The 15,005-nt window shown below is 68.2% G+C and carries 17 protein-coding genes; 9 read left to right on the plus strand and 8 right to left on the minus strand.

Annotated elements, in window-relative coordinates:
• Positions 1 to 7: 7 nt before the first annotated feature.
• Positions 8 to 1,996 carry an APC family permease gene (locus OG225_RS23160; protein ID WP_405177240.1) on the minus strand — a complete coding sequence of 663 codons (1,989 nt, stop codon included), beginning with the start codon at positions 1,994 to 1,996 and terminating at the stop codon, positions 8 to 10.
• Positions 1,997 to 2,173: 177 nt separating this feature from the next.
• Here OG225_RS23160 and OG225_RS23165 point away from each other — a divergent pair, with 177 nt between their 5' ends.
• A complete protein-coding gene (locus OG225_RS23165) occupies positions 2,174 to 2,839 on the plus strand; it encodes a potassium channel family protein (protein WP_405177241.1) in 666 nt (221 codons plus the stop codon).
• A gap of 2 nt (positions 2,840 to 2,841) precedes the next feature.
• Positions 2,842 to 3,513 carry a TrkA family potassium uptake protein gene (locus OG225_RS23170; RefSeq protein WP_109527647.1) on the plus strand — a complete coding sequence of 224 codons (672 nt, stop codon included), beginning with the start codon at positions 2,842 to 2,844 and terminating at the stop codon, positions 3,511 to 3,513.
• Between the two features lie 36 nt (positions 3,514 to 3,549).
• Here the strand turns inward: OG225_RS23170 and OG225_RS23175 are convergent, their stop codons facing one another.
• From OG225_RS23175 to OG225_RS23185, 3 genes are all read right to left on the minus strand, one after another.
• On the minus strand, positions 3,550 to 4,182 hold the full coding sequence (locus OG225_RS23175; protein ID WP_109527646.1) for a sigma-70 family RNA polymerase sigma factor: 633 nt from the start codon (positions 4,180 to 4,182) through the stop codon (positions 3,550 to 3,552).
• Between the two features lie 200 nt (positions 4,183 to 4,382).
• Positions 4,383 to 5,156 carry a DUF3159 domain-containing protein gene (locus OG225_RS23180; protein WP_405177242.1) on the minus strand — a complete coding sequence of 258 codons (774 nt, stop codon included), beginning with the start codon at positions 5,154 to 5,156 and terminating at the stop codon, positions 4,383 to 4,385.
• Positions 5,157 to 5,161: 5 nt separating this feature from the next.
• Positions 5,162 to 5,539 carry an OB-fold nucleic acid binding domain-containing protein gene (locus tag OG225_RS23185; protein WP_109527644.1) on the minus strand — a complete coding sequence of 126 codons (378 nt, stop codon included), beginning with the start codon at positions 5,537 to 5,539 and terminating at the stop codon, positions 5,162 to 5,164.
• A 168-nt stretch (positions 5,540 to 5,707) separates the two neighbouring features.
• On the opposite strand from OG225_RS23185, the gene OG225_RS23190 reads away from it, so the two are divergent.
• On the plus strand, positions 5,708 to 6,433 hold the full coding sequence (locus OG225_RS23190; protein WP_405183341.1) for an alpha/beta fold hydrolase: 726 nt from the start codon (positions 5,708 to 5,710) through the stop codon (positions 6,431 to 6,433).
• A gap of 53 nt (positions 6,434 to 6,486) precedes the next feature.
• Here OG225_RS23190 and OG225_RS23195 read toward each other — a convergent pair whose 3' ends face one another.
• Together OG225_RS23195 and dut are read right to left on the minus strand one after the other, a co-directional pair.
• On the minus strand, positions 6,487 to 7,347 hold the full coding sequence (locus OG225_RS23195) for a DUF3710 domain-containing protein (protein ID WP_405177243.1): 861 nt from the start codon (positions 7,345 to 7,347) through the stop codon (positions 6,487 to 6,489).
• A 5-nt stretch (positions 7,348 to 7,352) separates the two neighbouring features.
• Positions 7,353 to 7,778: a dUTP diphosphatase gene (dut, locus tag OG225_RS23200; protein ID WP_405183342.1), complete on the minus strand. Its 426-nt coding sequence runs from the start codon at positions 7,776 to 7,778 to the stop codon at positions 7,353 to 7,355.
• Positions 7,779 to 7,908: 130 nt separating this feature from the next.
• Here dut and OG225_RS23205 point away from each other — a divergent pair, with 130 nt between their 5' ends.
• Complete coding sequence (locus OG225_RS23205; protein ID WP_216907326.1) at positions 7,909 to 8,394, plus strand: DUF3093 domain-containing protein; 486 nt, start codon at positions 7,909 to 7,911, stop codon at positions 8,392 to 8,394.
• 67 nt (positions 8,395 to 8,461) lie between these two features.
• Here OG225_RS23205 and OG225_RS23210 read toward each other — a convergent pair whose 3' ends face one another.
• The gene (locus tag OG225_RS23210) at positions 8,462 to 8,764 is read right to left on the minus strand and encodes a DUF4193 domain-containing protein (protein ID WP_109527639.1); all 303 of its coding nucleotides are present in this window, start codon (positions 8,762 to 8,764) and stop codon (positions 8,462 to 8,464) included.
• Between the two features lie 378 nt (positions 8,765 to 9,142).
• On the opposite strand from OG225_RS23210, the gene cei reads away from it, so the two are divergent.
• Positions 9,143 to 9,814 carry an envelope integrity protein Cei gene (cei, locus tag OG225_RS23215; protein WP_216907128.1) on the plus strand — a complete coding sequence of 224 codons (672 nt, stop codon included), beginning with the start codon at positions 9,143 to 9,145 and terminating at the stop codon, positions 9,812 to 9,814.
• A 67-nt stretch (positions 9,815 to 9,881) separates the two neighbouring features.
• Here cei and OG225_RS23220 read toward each other — a convergent pair whose 3' ends face one another.
• Positions 9,882 to 10,796 (minus strand): inositol monophosphatase family protein, encoded by a 915-nt coding sequence (locus OG225_RS23220; RefSeq protein ID WP_405177244.1) that lies wholly within the window; start codon positions 10,794 to 10,796, stop codon positions 9,882 to 9,884.
• 203 nt (positions 10,797 to 10,999) lie between these two features.
• Between OG225_RS23220 and ppgK the strand changes: the two genes are divergently transcribed.
• The 4 genes from ppgK (at position 11,000) to OG225_RS23240 (ending at position 14,986) form a co-directional block, all read left to right on the plus strand.
• The gene (ppgK, locus tag OG225_RS23225; RefSeq protein ID WP_216907132.1) at positions 11,000 to 11,758 is read left to right on the plus strand and encodes a polyphosphate--glucose phosphotransferase; all 759 of its coding nucleotides are present in this window, start codon (positions 11,000 to 11,002) and stop codon (positions 11,756 to 11,758) included.
• A gap of 286 nt (positions 11,759 to 12,044) precedes the next feature.
• Positions 12,045 to 13,403, plus strand: coding sequence for an RNA polymerase sigma factor (locus tag OG225_RS23230; protein ID WP_216907134.1), 1,359 nt, complete (start codon positions 12,045 to 12,047; stop codon positions 13,401 to 13,403).
• Positions 13,404 to 13,557: 154 nt separating this feature from the next.
• On the plus strand, positions 13,558 to 13,902 hold the full coding sequence (locus tag OG225_RS23235; RefSeq protein WP_405177245.1) for a hypothetical protein: 345 nt from the start codon (positions 13,558 to 13,560) through the stop codon (positions 13,900 to 13,902).
• A gap of 163 nt (positions 13,903 to 14,065) precedes the next feature.
• On the plus strand, positions 14,066 to 14,986 hold the full coding sequence (locus tag OG225_RS23240) for an MHYT domain-containing protein (RefSeq protein ID WP_405177246.1): 921 nt from the start codon (positions 14,066 to 14,068) through the stop codon (positions 14,984 to 14,986).
• Positions 14,987 to 15,005: the final 19 nt, after the last annotated feature.

Below are 15,005 nucleotides of genomic sequence, written 5' to 3' on the forward strand. Positions count from 1 at the left end.
CCCGCGCTCACACCCGATCCTCGTAGCCGCGCCGCACCGCGCCGGGGGCGTTGGTCTCGCCCGCCAGCCGGGCCCGCGTCGAGGAACTCAACTGCCACGGCACGCTGGTGACCATGACGCCGGGCTCGAACAGCAGTTTGCCCTTGAGCCGCAGCGCGCTCTGGTTGTGCAATACCTGCTCCCACCAGTGACCGACGACATATTCCGGGATGAACACCGTCACCACGTCGCGCGGGGCGTCCTTGCGCACCCGTTTGACGTAATCCAGCACGGGCTTGGTGATTTCGCGGTACGGCGACTCGATCACCTTGAGCGGCACCGTGATATCGCTGTTCTCCCATTCGCGCACCAGCTTGCGGGTATCGATCTCGTCGACGTTCACGGTGATCGCCTCCAGCGTGTCCGGCCTGGTCGCGCGGGCGTAGGCCAGCGCGCGGCGGGTCGGCAGATGCAGTTTGGACACCAGCACGATGGAATGCGACCGGCTCGGCAGTACACCGTCCCAGTCCTGTTCGTCGAGTTCACGCGAGACGGAGTCGTAGTGCTTCCTGATCATCTTCATCACCACGAAGATGGCCACCATGGTCAGGATCGCGATCCACGCGCCCGCGAAGAATTTCGTGATCAGCACGATGACCAGCACCGCGCCGGTCGCGGTCAGACCGACCGCGTTGATCACCCGCGAACGGCGCATCCGGTTGCGATGGGAGGGATCGGTCTCGGTGCGCAGCAGCCGGGTCCAGTGCCGCAGCATGCCGGTCTGGCTGAGCACGAACGAGACGAACACGCCGACGATGTAGAGCTGGATCAGTTTGGTGACCTCGGCCCCGAAGAACACGACGAAGGCGATGGCCGCGCCGGACAGGAACAGGATGCCGTTGCTGAAGGCCAGCCGGTCGCCCCGGGTGTGCAGCTGACGGGGCAGGTAGCGGTCCTGCGCCAGGATCGAGCCGAGCACGGGGAAACCGTTGAACGCCGTGTTCGCCGCGAGCACGAGGATCAGCGCGGTCACCACGGTGAGGAAGTAGAAGCCGATCGGGAAGCCGTGGAAGACCGTCTCCGCGAGTTGCGCGATCAGGGTCTTCTGGTGGTAGTCGGCGGGCGCGCCGACCAGATGGTCGGTGTCGTGGGCGTAGACGACGCCGATCTTCTGGGCCAGGATGATGATCCCCATGAGCAGCACGATCGCGATCGTGCCGAGCAGCAACAGGGTGGTGGCGGCGTTGCGCGACTTGGGTTTCCGGAACGCGGGCACACCGTTGCTGATGGCCTCGACACCGGTGAGCGCGGCGCAGCCGGAGGAGAACGAGCGCGCGATCAGGAAGACGAAGGCCAGTCCGTACAGGTGCTCGTCCTCGGCGTCCAGCGAGAAACCCGCCGATTCGGCGCGCAGATCGTCGCCGAGGACGAATATCCGGAACATGCCCCAGCCGAGCATGACGAACATGCCGACGATGAACGCGTAGGTCGGAATCGCGAACGCGGTGCCGGACTCTCGCACGCCGCGCAGGTTGATCGCGGTGAGCACCGCGATGGCGACCACGGCGAACAGCACCTTGTGGGTGGCCACGAACGGGATCGCCGAGCCGATATTGGACGCGGCCGAGGATATCGACACCGCGACGGTGAGGACGTAGTCCACCAGCAGCGCGCTGCCGACGGTCAGACCCGCGGTGGGTCCGAGGTTGGTGGTGGCGACCTCGTAGTCACCGCCGCCGGACGGGTAGGCGTGCACGTTCTGGCGGTAACTGGCCACGACGACGGCCATCACGAACGCGACGGCCAACCCCACCCACGGGGCGTACATGTAGGCCGAGATACCCGCTACGGAGAGAACCAGGAAGATTTCCTCCGGCGCGTACGCGACCGATGACATGGCATCGGAGGCGAACACGGGAAGCGCGATTCGCTTCGGCAGCAGGGTGTGGCCCAGCGAATCACTTCGAAAGGGCTTTCCCAGCAGCATGCGCTTGGCTGCCGTCGTCAACTTGGACACTGGAGCGAGCATAGATCCCCCCGGGGTGGATCGCCCGCGCGGTGCCGTCATGGCGTGCCACCGCCCGCTCGGCCGGGCCGGCGGCGGGGGAAACTGGGCCGGGTCCAGCCCGGCCGGGTACGGTTCTGCCCAGAAGACAGCAGACGAACGCCACGGTTCCAGGAACGAGGTTACGCCGTGTACGTAGTGATCATGGGGTGCGGACGCGTCGGCTCGTCGCTGGCCCGCGCCCTGGTCAGGATCGGGCACGACGTCACGGTGATCGACCGGGATCCCAGCGCCTTCCTGCGGCTCGGCGACAACTTCCCCGGCGAACAGCTCGTCGGTGTCGGATTCGACCGAGATGTGTTGACACGCGCGGGAATCGAGCGCGCCGACGCGTTCGCCGCGGTCTCCTCCGGCGACAACTCCAACATCATCTCCGCCCGGGTCGCCCGCGAGAATTTCGGGGTCGAGCGGGTGGTGGCGCGAATCTACGACGCCAAACGCGCCGCGGTCTACGAACGGCTCGGCATCCCCACCATCGCCACCGTCCCGTGGACCACCGACCGTTTCCTGCGCTCGCTCATCGGCGACACCAGCACCACCACCTGGCGCGACCCGACCGGCACGGTGGCGGTGACCCAGCTCAACCTGCACGAGGAGTGGTACGGGCGCACCGTGCGTGATCTGGAGCAGGCGGTCGGTGCGCGGGTGGCGTTCATCATCCGTTTCGGTCAGGGTCTGCTGCCCGACAACAAGACCATCGTCCAGGCCGACGACATCGTCTACGTGGCCGCGACCGCGGGACGCGTCGGCGAATCCGTCGCGCTGGCGACCAAGCCCCCCGCGAGCGAGGACTGATCATGAAGGTGGCCATCTCCGGGGCCGGAGCCGTCGGCCGATCGATCGCCCGCGAACTGTTGCGCGGCGGTCATCAGGTGATGTTGCTCGAACGCCAGCTCGACCACATCGAACCCGCCGCCATCCCGGAGGCCGTCTGGGTGCACGCGGACGCCTGCGAACTGGCACTGCTGGAAGAGGCCGGGCTCGAGACCTACGAAGTCGTCATCGCCGCGACCGGCGACGATAAGGCGAATCTGGTGTACAGCCTGCTCGCCAAGACCGAATTCGGGATGCGCCGTGTCGTGGCCCGGGTCAACGACCCGCGCAACGAATGGCTTTTCGACAGTTCCTGGGGTGTCGACGTCGCTGTCTCGACACCGCGACTGCTCGCCTCCCTGGTCGAGGAGGCCGTTTCGGTCGGCGATCTGGTGCGGCTGATGACGCTGCGCCAGGGTCAGGCCAATCTGGTGGAGATCACCCTGCCCGCCGACACCGCGCTGGCGGGCAAACCCGTTCGCACGCTGACCCTGCCGCGCGATACCGCCCTCGTGACGATTCTGCGCGGCGGCCGGGTGATCGTTCCGCAGCCCGACGACCCGTTCGAGGGCGACGACGAGCTGCTGTTCGTGACCGCCGCCGAAGCCGAGGACGATCTGCGGGTGGCATTGGCCCCCCACGGCATCAAGCCCTAACTCCCCGATAGGACCGGCGCCGCGGCGCGCCGGGCCTCACGAGGCGATCTTCAGTTCCGCGCGCAGTTTGTTGAGCGCGCGATGCTGCATCACCCTGACCACGCCGGGGCTGGTGCCGATAGCCTCCGCGGTCTGCGCGGCACTCCAGCCGAGCACGATGCGCATCACCAGCACCTCGCGGTGCGCGGGCGCCAGGATCTTCATCAATTCCCGTGTGGCGGCGCGCCGCTCGGACGCCAGCGCCCACTCCTCCGGCCCCGCCGAGCCGCACGGCTGATCGGGCAGATCGGCCACGGGGTAGGTCGGATGCATCTGCGAACGGCGGAACGCGTCGGCCACCTTGTTGGCCGCGATCCCGTAGACGAAGGCCAGGAACGACTTGCCCTGATCGCGGTAGCGCGGGATCGCGTTCACGGTGGCGATCAGGATCTCCTGCACCACGTCGTCGGCGGTGACGTGCAGGTGGGCCGTATTGCCGAGGCGCGCACCGCAGTAGCGCCGAACCAGCGGGTGCACGATCCGCACGATCTCGGAGACGGCGCGTTTGTCACCTGCCGCGGCCGGTCCGATCAGTTTCTCCAATTCGGCGGATACCCGCCTGCTCTCCGACAGCGCCGGGTTGGAATGGGCGTGGGTCTTCGATGCCGCGATCTTGTGCTCGGTAGCCAACTTTCCGAGTCCTTTCCAGCCGTCGTTGCGTTTTTCGTGTCGACAACGATCGTCTGATGAACTCGCCCGACCGACCAGATACCCCAGGGTGGGTATGAACCCACCTCGGCGGTGGGCACTACCCACCCTTGTTCACGGTGCGGGAATTCCGCCGAACGGCGGCGTGGAACGGACGGCGGGTGACCACGCCGTCCGGGTGATCAGGTCGCGGCGGGTTTGCGCGCGGGCATGTGCCCGGCCCTGCGGACCGCCCACACGGTGACGGTCAACGCCACGGCGGTCAGCGGCCACCCCATCGCGATGCGCGCGAAGGCGAGCCAGCCGGTGTGGTCGGTGTCGTAGAGCGAGGACTGGACGAGATAGCGGGCGCCGAACACCAGTACCCAGGCGGCGGTGGCGATGTCGTAGAGGCGCACGACCGCGCGGTCGGCGCGCCAGTCGGTGCCGTGCCCGTTCAGATACCCCCAGATCACGCCGACCAGCGGTCTGCGCGCGAGTACCGAGACCAGGAAGATGCCCGCGTACACGAGACTGGTGTAGATCCCGAAGAGGAAGAACCCCTTGGCCTCTCCCATCCGCCAGGCGATGAACGCGCAGATGCCGACGCCGATGAATCCGGAGATCGCGGGCTGGATCGGAGTGCGCCGCGCCAGCCGCCACACCAGGATCGCCGCGGCGACGCCGAGCGCGGACCAGACGGCGGCGGTGAGACCGGCCAGGGTGTTCACCGGGACGAAGACGAGGACCGGAAGGGTCGAATAGATCAGGCCCGCCAAGCCGCCGAGTTGTTCGAGCAGCGTTTTCTCGGCCGGGTCGGGGATCGGCTCACGCACGTCCTCGGACGTGGCGGTCGCACCGGTCGCGGGAGCACCGCTCCCGGCAGCGGGGTGGACACGGAAGGTGCCGGTCGGCTGGCGCAGTCCGGTCTCGGTCGGCGCGCCCGTCTCGGCGCCGTTGTCGTTGCTCGATGGCATACGTGTCAGCTGTTCCCGCGCAATTCGTAGTAGGGGTTGTAGATCACCTTGCGGCCGTCGCGATCACCGACACGACCGCGGACCAGGATTCGCCTGCCCGGTTCGATGCCGGGGATGCGGCGACGCCCGATCCACACCAGGGTGATGGCGTCGGTGCCGTCGAAGAATTCTGCCTGCACACTGGCGCCGACAGATTTCGGACACGCTTCGACACTACGTAGTCGGCCCAGCATGGTGGCTTCGTCTCCACGACGACACTCGGAAGCGCGACAGGCTCCCGACGCGTCCGCCGTCTCGGCCAACTCCTCGGCGTCCAGCTGATCGATGTCCTCGGTCAGTCTGCGGCCCAGTCGGCGAAAATATCCTGAGGCAGCGGATGGCATTGCACGCTCTCCTGCTAGAGCAGATGGCATGGGTCGCACACCATCGTCATTTTCGATGAACGACCGGCGATCGGCCGTACACCGCCACTGTAGGCGCAGCGGGACTGCCCCGCTACGCTCGGCCCGGTGTTCGACTCCCCACATTCGGCGGGCAACGATCGTCGATCCATGGCCTTGAAATCCCCCGAAACGATCAGGTTGAAACCTTCGGGCCGCCCCAGGGTAGCTGTCGCGTTGCCAGGCACCGGTTCCGACGCCGATTTCGCACGCCGCGCCTTCGGCGCGGCCGCAGCGGCCTCGGGGCTGGAATTCGTCGCGGCCGAACCCGATCCGCGCGGATTGATCGCCGGTTACCGGGCCGCGCTCGACGCCGCGGCGGCACGAGGTCCGATCCTCGCCGCGGGTATCTCGCTCGGCGCCGCGATCGCCTTGGAGTGGGCCGCCGAGCATCCGGGGAATGTGACAGGTGTCATCGCCGCGCTGCCCGCGTGGACCGGTGCCGACACCACCGACTGCCCGGCGGCGCTCAGTGCCGCCTTCACCGCCGATCGGCTCGCCGCCGACGGCCTGGAACCGGTGATCGAAGGGATGCGGGCCACCAGTCCGGCCTGGCTCGCCGACGCCCTGACGCAATCGTGGCGGGCCCAGTGGCCGCAACTGCCGCGGGCGCTGCGCGAAGCGGCGGGATATGCGTGGCCGGACGTCGAACGGCTCGGATCGGTCGGCGTCCCGGTCGCGCTCGTCGCCGCGATCGACGATCCCGTGCACCCGCTCGCCGTCGCCGAACAGTGGGCCGAGACGATCCCCGAGGCCGCGCTGTACCGGATCACCCTGGACGAACTCGGCGCCGATCCGGCGGTCCTCGGCCGCATCGGGTTCGCGGCCTTCGACTGAGACACGAAACCTCTCTGCCCGCGGTGCGCGGGGAGAGAGGTTTCGGGAGTGACTCAGTTCAGGCCGAGCTGCTGCATCGCCGACCCGTCGGCGCCGCGCCTGGGCTCCTGCGGCATCCTCGGCGGGATGACGCTGCCCGCGCTCTGCTGCGCCGCGACCGCCGCCTGGGCGGCCAACTGCTCCTGCTGGGCATCGACCTGGGCCTGGTGCGCCGCGGTCAGCTGATCGGTCAGCTGGGGCGGCAGTACCACCGGCAGCGGGTCACGCACCGGCAGCGGGTCGGTGCCGCGCCGCACGACCGTCTCGCGCAGCATCGCGCGCGCGGCGGCGACCAGCGGGGTGCCCGCGTCCGCGGCTCCCGACGGGCCCGCCGCGACGAGTCGCACCATCCAGCGGTAGCCGTCGACGCCGATGAAGCGCAGGTCGGCGCCCTCGGTGATGGCGAGCAGTTCCCGGCCCCACGGCCCGGATTCGACGGCGACCTTCGCCCCGTCCTTGCGCAGGGAATCGGCCAGATCGGCGGCGACGGTCCGCCACTGGCCCGGCGATTTGGGGGCGGCGTAGGCGGCCACGGTGAGCCTGCCGTGATCGGTGGCCAGATGCACCGCCTGCGGGGTCCCGTCCGGGGTCATCTCGACCTGCAACTGCCCGCCCGGCGGCACCGGGATGATCACCGACCCGAGGTCGAGTCGCTGCTCGGCCACGGCGGTCAGCAGTTCGGCCACGTCCTCGTAGTCGTACGGACCCGCCTTCGTCGCGTCGGCGGGATCGATGACGGGGATGTCGGCGGTGTCGACATCGTCGTCGAAGGCCGCGTCGTCGGTGTAGGCGGCCTCGTCGTAGTCGGCGTCGTAGTCGTCGGATTCTTCGTAACGATCGTCGTAGTCGTCGGACCGCTTCTTTCTACCGAACATCGCGATCAGCCCTTCTCGACGGTCTCGGCCAGACTCGCGTGCCCACCGCTGGAGCCGTAGCCCCCGGCGCCGCGGGTCGTCTCGTCGAGCCGGTCGACCTCCACGAAATCCACCAGTTCCACCCGCTGCACGAGCAGCTGCGCGATCCGGTCGCCCCGGCGCAATTCGATCGGGGTGCGCGGATCGTGATTGATCAAGCACACCTTGATCTCACCGCGATACCCCGCGTCGACGGTTCCCGGCGTGTTCACCACGGACAGCCCCGTCTTCGCCGCGAGACCCGAGCGCGGATGGATCAGACCGACCGTGCCGACCGGTAGCGCGACGGCGACTCCCGTGCCGACGAGCACCCGCTCCCCCGGCTCCAGGATGACATCTTCCGTGGTGCACAGGTCGACACCCGCGTCGCCGTCATGGGCGCGCGCGGGCATCGGGATGCCGGGATCCAGCCGCAGCAGAGGTATGGGTGAAAGTGCGCTCACGGATGACGAGCCTACGCGTACGGCCGCAGGCCCCGTGACTTAGTGTTGAGTCGTGTCGGACCAGCCCAACCACTCCGTGATGGACAACGAGAAGCGCGCCGCCGATCCCTACAGCGAGCGCCTCTGGGTACCACTGTGGTGGTGGCCCATCGCCTTCGCCATCGCGGGTCTGCTGGCCGCCGAGATCCACATGGGCGCGCCGGGAGTGCGCGCGTGGCTGCCCTACGCGCTGCTGTTCCCGGTGCCGGTCTGGGTGCTGCTGTGGCTGAGCCGTCACCGTGTCCGGGTCCACGGCGACGCGTCGGGAACGCCCGAACTGCACGCCGACCGAGCTCACCTGCCGGTGAACTTCGTGTCACGCGCGGCCGTCGTCGCGCCGACGGCCAAGAGCGCGGCCATGGGCAGACAGCTCGACCCGGCCGCTTATGTCCAGCACCGTCCCTGGATCGGGCCCATGGTGCTACTCGTCCTCGATGACCCGGATGACCCGACGCCCTACTGGCTGATCAGTACTCGCCATCCGGAGAGGGTTCTCGCCGCGCTCGGGCTGCCGAGCGCGGGCTGACAGAACGCGTGCGGCCGAATCGGGGTGCCAAACCCGACGGTCGCGGTTTCGTCGATCTCGTGCGAGCTCAGGCGCCGCAATCCATGCAGATCAGCTGCCCGCCGGCCTCACTGGCCAGCCTGCTCCGGTGATGTACCAGGAAGCAGCTCGAACAGGTGAACTCGTCGGCCTGCTTCGGAATCACCCGAACGCTCAGCACTTCGTCGGACAGATCCGCGCCGGGAAGCTCGAACGACTCCGCGGTATCGGATTCGTCGATATCCACGACGGCGGACTGTGCCTCGTTGCGACGAGCCTTCAGCTCCTCGAGCGAATCTTCCGACACATCGTCGGTTTCTGTACGCCTCGGTGCGTCATAGTCGGTTGCCATGTCGTCTTCCCCTCGTCCTTACTCCGTATATCCCGGACCGGCTCGCGCCACGCCCGACTCCTTCGAGGAATCGGGGTGCCCCGCTCCGCCCCGCCGGTGGCACACATCACACGTGTACCGCTCTCCTATCAGGCGTGGTCAGATGAATCCACTCCGGACAGCGCTCGGTAAACGCAGGACATGCCCTACTTGTTCCCGCGACCGACCACCGATTTCGCCGCTGGTGATTCGATCTGGGCCGCCAGACAATAGCGGACCCCGCGACAAAAGTCGCAATCAAAACACAGACGAGTCGAAACCGACGGGTAATCGACACCCGACGTCGAACTCACCGAGACCTTGCGCACCGAAGGCCGAACCTTTTCGTAGAGTGTGCACGTGGTTTCACTGATCACCGAAGGCAGCGCGACGGATCCCCAGGGGCGACCCCACATCCGTCGGCGGCCTCGGCCATGGCTCATCTTCCTCGGCATCATGCTGCTGATCTGCACGATCGTGTGGTTCAAGGCCTTGACGACCGAGGGCACCGACACGGCCGCGATGACCTGCAACGCGCCGAGCCCGGCGACCGATCCCGGCGCGGAACCACAGCCGCAGCTCGGGCAGCGCGTCGGCTCGTCGAGATTGCAGGATCTGGAACCGGCTCCGCTGGCGAACAGCAAGGTCAAGGTGCTGAACGCCAACAACGAGCGTGGGCAGGCGGCCCAGATCGCCGCCCAACTCGGGGACCTCGGTTTCGCGAGCGTGCCGGGAGCGCAGTACGGCAACGATTCGATATACGTCAACGGCGACCTGGTCTGCGCGGGCCAGATCCGGTTCGGTGTGAGCGGTCGCACAGCCGCCGCCTCGGTCCAGTTGGTCGCGCCGTGCGCGGAACTGATCGAGGATCAGCGCGAGGACGATTCGGTCGATCTGGTGCTCGGCAGCCTGTCCCGCGAACTGCGGCCGACCAACGACGCCGAGGAAGTGCTGCGGTCGCTCAAGAATCCGGCCCCCGGTGGGTCGATCGATCTCGACCTGCTCGAGGCCGCCCGCGAGGCACGCTGCTGAGCGCGCCGCCACCGCGACCGGTCCATCGGACGCCGGAACCACATCGTGGTTCCGGCGTTCGCCGTCCCTAGCGGTCCGGGATCGGTTCGGTCGCGCCGACACTCTCGAGCAGCGCCGCGAGTTCGGCGGCGACACCGGGGGCGGCGGCGATGACGAGATCGCCGTCGGTGCCGGGGGCGTCCGCGGACGGCAGCGTCAGCACCGCGCCCGCCTCGGCGGCGATCAGCGCGCCCGCGCCCCAGTCCCACGCGTTGAGCCCGTGCTCGAAATACGCGTCGACCCGACCCGCCGCGACGTGGCACAGATCGAGGGCGGCGGCGCCGAAGCGGCGGATATCGCGCACCTGCGGCAGCACCTGCGCGATCAGCGCCGCCTGCCTGGTACGCCGGTACTGGCCGTAGGCGAAGCCGGTGGCGACCAGTGACATCGACACCGAGTCGACCGTGGCGCAGCGCAGGTGGTCGACGACGCCGTCCGCGTCGACGCTGATCGCGCCGAGTCCGAGGCCGGCGCTGTAGGTCACCGCGCGCTCGACGTCGACCACCGCGCCCGCGATCGAGCGGCCACCGCGCATCGCCGCCACCGATACCGCGTAGCCGGGGATGCCGTAGAGGAAGTTGACGGTGCCGTCGATCGGGTCGAGCACCCAGTGCACCGCGTCGTCGGTGCCGACGAGGCTTCCCCCGCCTTCCTCGCCGAGGATCGGATCACCGGGGCGCAGGTCGGCCAGGCGCGCGCGGATCAACTCCTCGGCCTCGGTGTCGACCACGGTGACCGGATCGGTCGGGTGGGCCTTGCTCCGGACGGCGTCGTCGGCGCGAGCGCCGGTGGGGCCGAAGACCTCCGGACGGCGGGTGCGTACGTGGGCGGCGGCGGATTCGGCGAGATCGACGGCGAGACGACGGAGTTCGGCCACCTCTTCCGGTGGCAGATCGACGGAGGCGGCAGCGACTGACGAGGAGGATTCGGGCACGCCCCCCATCGCATCACACATCCTCGGGCGGGCGCAGTACCGAACTCGCATTACTCTTGTCGTGCACGACACAGCGCCGTCGTCGGGCATCCGTCGCATCCCGCCAAGCGGGCGCGTGGGAGCCGGTGCGACGGCGCCGTCATCACACCGGCCAGCAGGGCGCTCGGACGGACAGCAGGTCCGCACCACGCACACGGAACGAGGGGTTAGCCATGTCCGCTCGGGGGCAAGCATTCGGAATCGATATCGGTGGTAGCGGCGTCAAGGGCGCCGCGGTCGACCTGGCCACCGGTGAACTCGTCCACGAGCGGGTCAAGATCGCGACACCGCAGCCGTCCACACCGGCCGCTGTCGCCGCCGCGGTCGCCGAACTCGTCGCCGAGGCCGCGTGGGACGGTCCGGTCGGCGTCACACTGCCCGCCGTCGTGCTCGGCGGCGTCGCGCGCACCGCCGCCAATATCGACAAGGACTGGATCGGCACCGACACCAGGGCGCTGTTCTCCGAGGCACTCGGCGGCCGTGCGGTCACCGTCCTCAACGACGCGGACGCGGCCGGGCTCGCCGAGGACCGGTATGGCGCGGCAAAGGATTTCGACGGACTGGTGCTGCTGCTGACCTTCGGCACCGGAATCGGCTCGGCACTGCTGTACCACGGCACGCTGGTGCCCAACACCGAACTCGGCCATCTGGAAATCGGCGGAATCGAGACCGAACACCGCGCCGCCGCGTCGATCAAGGACAGGGACGGACTCAGCTATCCCCAGTGGGCGGCGGAGGTCAGCACCGTGCTGATCGGTCTGGAGAATCTGTTCTGGCCCGACATCATCGTCGCGGGCGGCGGGATCAGCCGCGACGCGGATCAGTGGATCCCGTTGCTCACCAACCGAACTCCGGTATTGCCCGCGCATCTGCGCAATACCGCGGGGATCGTCGGCGCGGCGATGGCGATCGCGTCCGGCCTGCTTCCGTGAGGCCACCGCGCGGTGTCGCGGGCCCGCTCGAACGTCACCGCGCAGGCCGGACACCCCCGACACACCGGGGACCCGCCGAGCCCCGTACGCACCGGATATGCGGACCGCGAAGCACCGCAATACCCGAGGTGGCCATGAGTAGGCTGGTTGGATCGTTACAATGGAGCATGCCCGGCGGTGAGCCGGAGAAACCCGACCGGCCCTCCGCCGGTGAAACCCGACAGACCGCTCCGCCGGATCACCACTCTGGCGTGACGCCGCACGAGACCGTCACGAAAGGGCGTACGTGGTAGCCACGACCCGTCAGACCGCCGAATCGGCCGACGCCGACTCCGCAGATGTAACCGAAGCACGGCCGGTCCGCAAGGCTGCCGCCAAGAAGGCCCCCGCGAAGAAGGCGGTCGCCAAGAAGGCGGCCCCGGCCAAGAAAGCCGCCGCCAAGAAGGCGCCGGCGAAGAAGGCTGCCACCAAGAAGGTGGGTCCCGACGGCGCGCCGGAATCGGGCGAGGCGGTCGAGGACGAGTCGATCGAGGAGATCGAGGATCTGGAAGATCTCGAGATCTCCGAGGACGAGCTCACCGAGGAGGTCGTCGAGGACACGGCCGAGGCGGCCGACGAGGAGACCCCCGAGCCGACCGCCGCCGACAAGGCGTCCGGTGATTTCGTCTGGGACGAAGAGGAATCCGAGGCGCTGCGTCAGGCGCGCAAGGATGCCGAACTCACCGCCTCCGCCGACTCGGTGCGCGCCTACCTCAAGCAGATCGGCAAGGTCGCGCTGCTGAACGCCGAGGAGGAGGTCGAACTCGCCAAGCGGATCGAGGCGGGCCTCTACGCGGCGGAGAAGGTGCGGGAATGGGCCGAGGCGGGCGAGAAGCTGCCCGTGGCGACACGCCGTGACTTCAACTGGATCGTGCGCGACGGCAACCGGGCCAAGAACCACCTGCTCGAGGCCAACCTGCGACTGGTGGTGTCGCTGGCCAAGCGCTACACCGGCCGCGGCATGGCGTTCCTGGATCTGATCCAGGAGGGCAACCTCGGTCTGATCCGCGCCGTCGAGAAATTCGACTACACCAAGGGCTACAAGTTCTCCACGTACGCCACCTGGTGGATCCGTCAGGCCATCACCCGCGCCATGGCCGACCAGGCCCGCACCATCCGTATCCCGGTGCACATGGTCGAGGTCATCAACAAGCTCGGCCGAATCCAACGTGAACTGCTCCAGGATCTGGGCCGCGAGCCCACCCCGGAGGAACTCGCCAAGGAAATGGACATCACGCCGGAGAAGGTGCTGGAGATCCAGCAGTACGCGCGTGAGCCGATCTCGCTCGACCAGACCATCGGCGACGAGGGCGACAGCCAGCTCGGCGATTTCATCGAGGATTCCGAAGCCGTCGTCGCGGTGGACGCGGTGAGCTTCACGCTGTTGCAGGACCAGTTGCAGTCGGTGCTGGAGACGCTGTCCGAGCGTGAGGCGGGTGTGGTCCGGCTGCGTTTCGGTCTCACCGACGGTCAACCGCGCACCCTCGACGAGATCGGCCAGGTGTACGGGGTCACCCGTGAGCGCATCCGGCAGATCGAGTCCAAGACCATGAGCAAGCTGCGCCACCCCAGCCGCTCGCAGGTCCTGCGCGACTACCTGGACTGATTTCGCGATATGTCTCGGGGGCCCGCGTTCGTCGCGCTGTTCGCCGTCTCGGCGTTGCTCGGCGGATGCGGGCAGGTGGTTTCGGGACACCCCCGCTCCGGCGGATACGGTCGGTACGACCGCGCCGCCTACCACCGGACCGAGGTCCGACCAGGTGTCGTTGCGGGTGCTGGCCGGTCGCTGGACGGGCTCCTACCGCTGCGGTCAGGGCGAGACGGCGCTGACGTTGACCATCGACCCGCCCGAGGGCACCATCGCGTCCGCGGTCTTCGACTTCGGGCCGTCCCCCGTCAATCCCGCGGTGCCGCACGGCTCCTTCGCAATGGGCGTCGGCTATGTCGACGACGTCCTCACCTTCACCCAGCGTCGCTGGATCACCCGGCCGACCACCTATTCGATGGTCGATCTCGTCGCCGTCGAGGTTTCTCCCGTCCGTCTCGCCGGCAGGGTGACCGGCCAGGGGTGTACGACTTTCACGGTCACCCGCGACCGCGGGTGACCGCCCCGGTGACCATTCGGTTGCCGGTTCAAACGGAAAGTGACCGACGCCACCGTTCTGGTAGCCTCTTACCCGCTCGGGCACGCATGATCTTGCGTATCGTCTGAGCCGCCACATCATTTCTTGGTCAGCCGGATGGACTCCGCCGGCAGTGGGGTTCGCGGTGCTAGACATTTACCACTTCAGCTACGGATGGTTGACGCCCATCCTCGCCTATGTTCTGTCCTTCACCGGATCGTTCCTGGGACTACAGTGCGCCGCCCGCGCGAGAGCGGGCGAGAAGCGGCTGCTGTGGCTGTCGCTGGCCGCCGTGTCGATCGGCGGTACGGGCATCTGGGTCATGCATTTCATCGCGATGCTCGGCTTCTCGATCCAGGGCTCGCCGATCCGCTTCGATGTGCCGCTGACGCTGTTCAGCGCCGCCACCGCGATCGTGGTGGTCGGCATCGGATTGGTTCTCGTCGTCACTCCGCATCCGAGGATGTGGGCCCTGCTGACCGGTGGACTCATCACCGGTCTCGGCGTCGCGGGTATGCACTACACCGGCATGCACGCGATGAATTCGAGCGCCGACATCAGTTACGACACAACCCTGGTCGTGCTCTCGTTGGTGATCGCCGTGGTCGCGGCGACGGCCGCGCTGTGGTTCACCGTGAACGTGCGCGGACAGCTCGCCGCGGTCGGCGCGTCGTTGATCATGGCCGTCGCGGTCTGCGGGATGCACTACACCGGCATGGCGGCGATGCGGGCGCACGGCGGCCACGAGCACGGCACTCCGGAGGGCACCGACGCGCTGCAACTGCTCGCCCCGCTGATCGTCGGCATCGCCATCGTCACCATGCTGCTGCTCATCAGCGTCAGCCTCACCTCGATCGAACGCGATCTCGAGCTGCCGCCGGTGCGCCCGGCGACGGTGCGTCCCGCCGGTGACGACGTCGCCCCGCCGCCGGTGAGATACCCACTGGCGCAAGAGTATGTGGACGACGATCCGTGGAACACCCCTCGCCGCCCGGAGCACGTGCCGGTCGTCGACGAGCCCGTGACCCAGTACTGGCCGAGCCGCCCGGTGCCGCGCAACCACTGAGCCGATCAGAGCGTCGGGC

It is taken from the genome of Nocardia sp. NBC_01377, assembly GCF_045040005.1.
In the GTDB taxonomy this organism is placed as follows: Bacteria; Actinomycetota; Actinomycetes; order Mycobacteriales; family Mycobacteriaceae; genus Nocardia; species Nocardia noduli.

Coding starts and splice junctions, on each gene's coding strand:
- OG225_RS23170 (WP_109527647.1), top strand. CDS start 2,842: ATGAAGGTGGCCATCTCCGGGGCCGGAGCCGTCGGCCGATCGATCGCC.
- OG225_RS23180 (WP_405177242.1), bottom strand. CDS start 5,156: ATGCCATCGAGCAACGACAACGGCGCCGAGACGGGCGCGCCGACCGAG.
- OG225_RS23185 (WP_109527644.1), bottom strand. CDS start 5,539: ATGCCATCCGCTGCCTCAGGATATTTTCGCCGACTGGGCCGCAGACTG.
- OG225_RS23190 (WP_405183341.1), top strand. CDS start 5,708: ATGGCCTTGAAATCCCCCGAAACGATCAGGTTGAAACCTTCGGGCCGC.
- OG225_RS23195 (WP_405177243.1), bottom strand. CDS start 7,347: ATGTTCGGTAGAAAGAAGCGGTCCGACGACTACGACGATCGTTACGAA.
- dut (WP_405183342.1), bottom strand. CDS start 7,778: ATGCCCGCGCGCGCCCATGACGGCGACGCGGGTGTCGACCTGTGCACC.
- OG225_RS23205 (WP_216907326.1), top strand. CDS start 7,909: ATGGACAACGAGAAGCGCGCCGCCGATCCCTACAGCGAGCGCCTCTGG.
- OG225_RS23210 (WP_109527639.1), bottom strand. CDS start 8,764: ATGGCAACCGACTATGACGCACCGAGGCGTACAGAAACCGACGATGTG.
- OG225_RS23220 (WP_405177244.1), bottom strand. CDS start 10,796: ATGGGGGGCGTGCCCGAATCCTCCTCGTCAGTCGCTGCCGCCTCCGTC.
- ppgK (WP_216907132.1), top strand. CDS start 11,000: ATGTCCGCTCGGGGGCAAGCATTCGGAATCGATATCGGTGGTAGCGGC.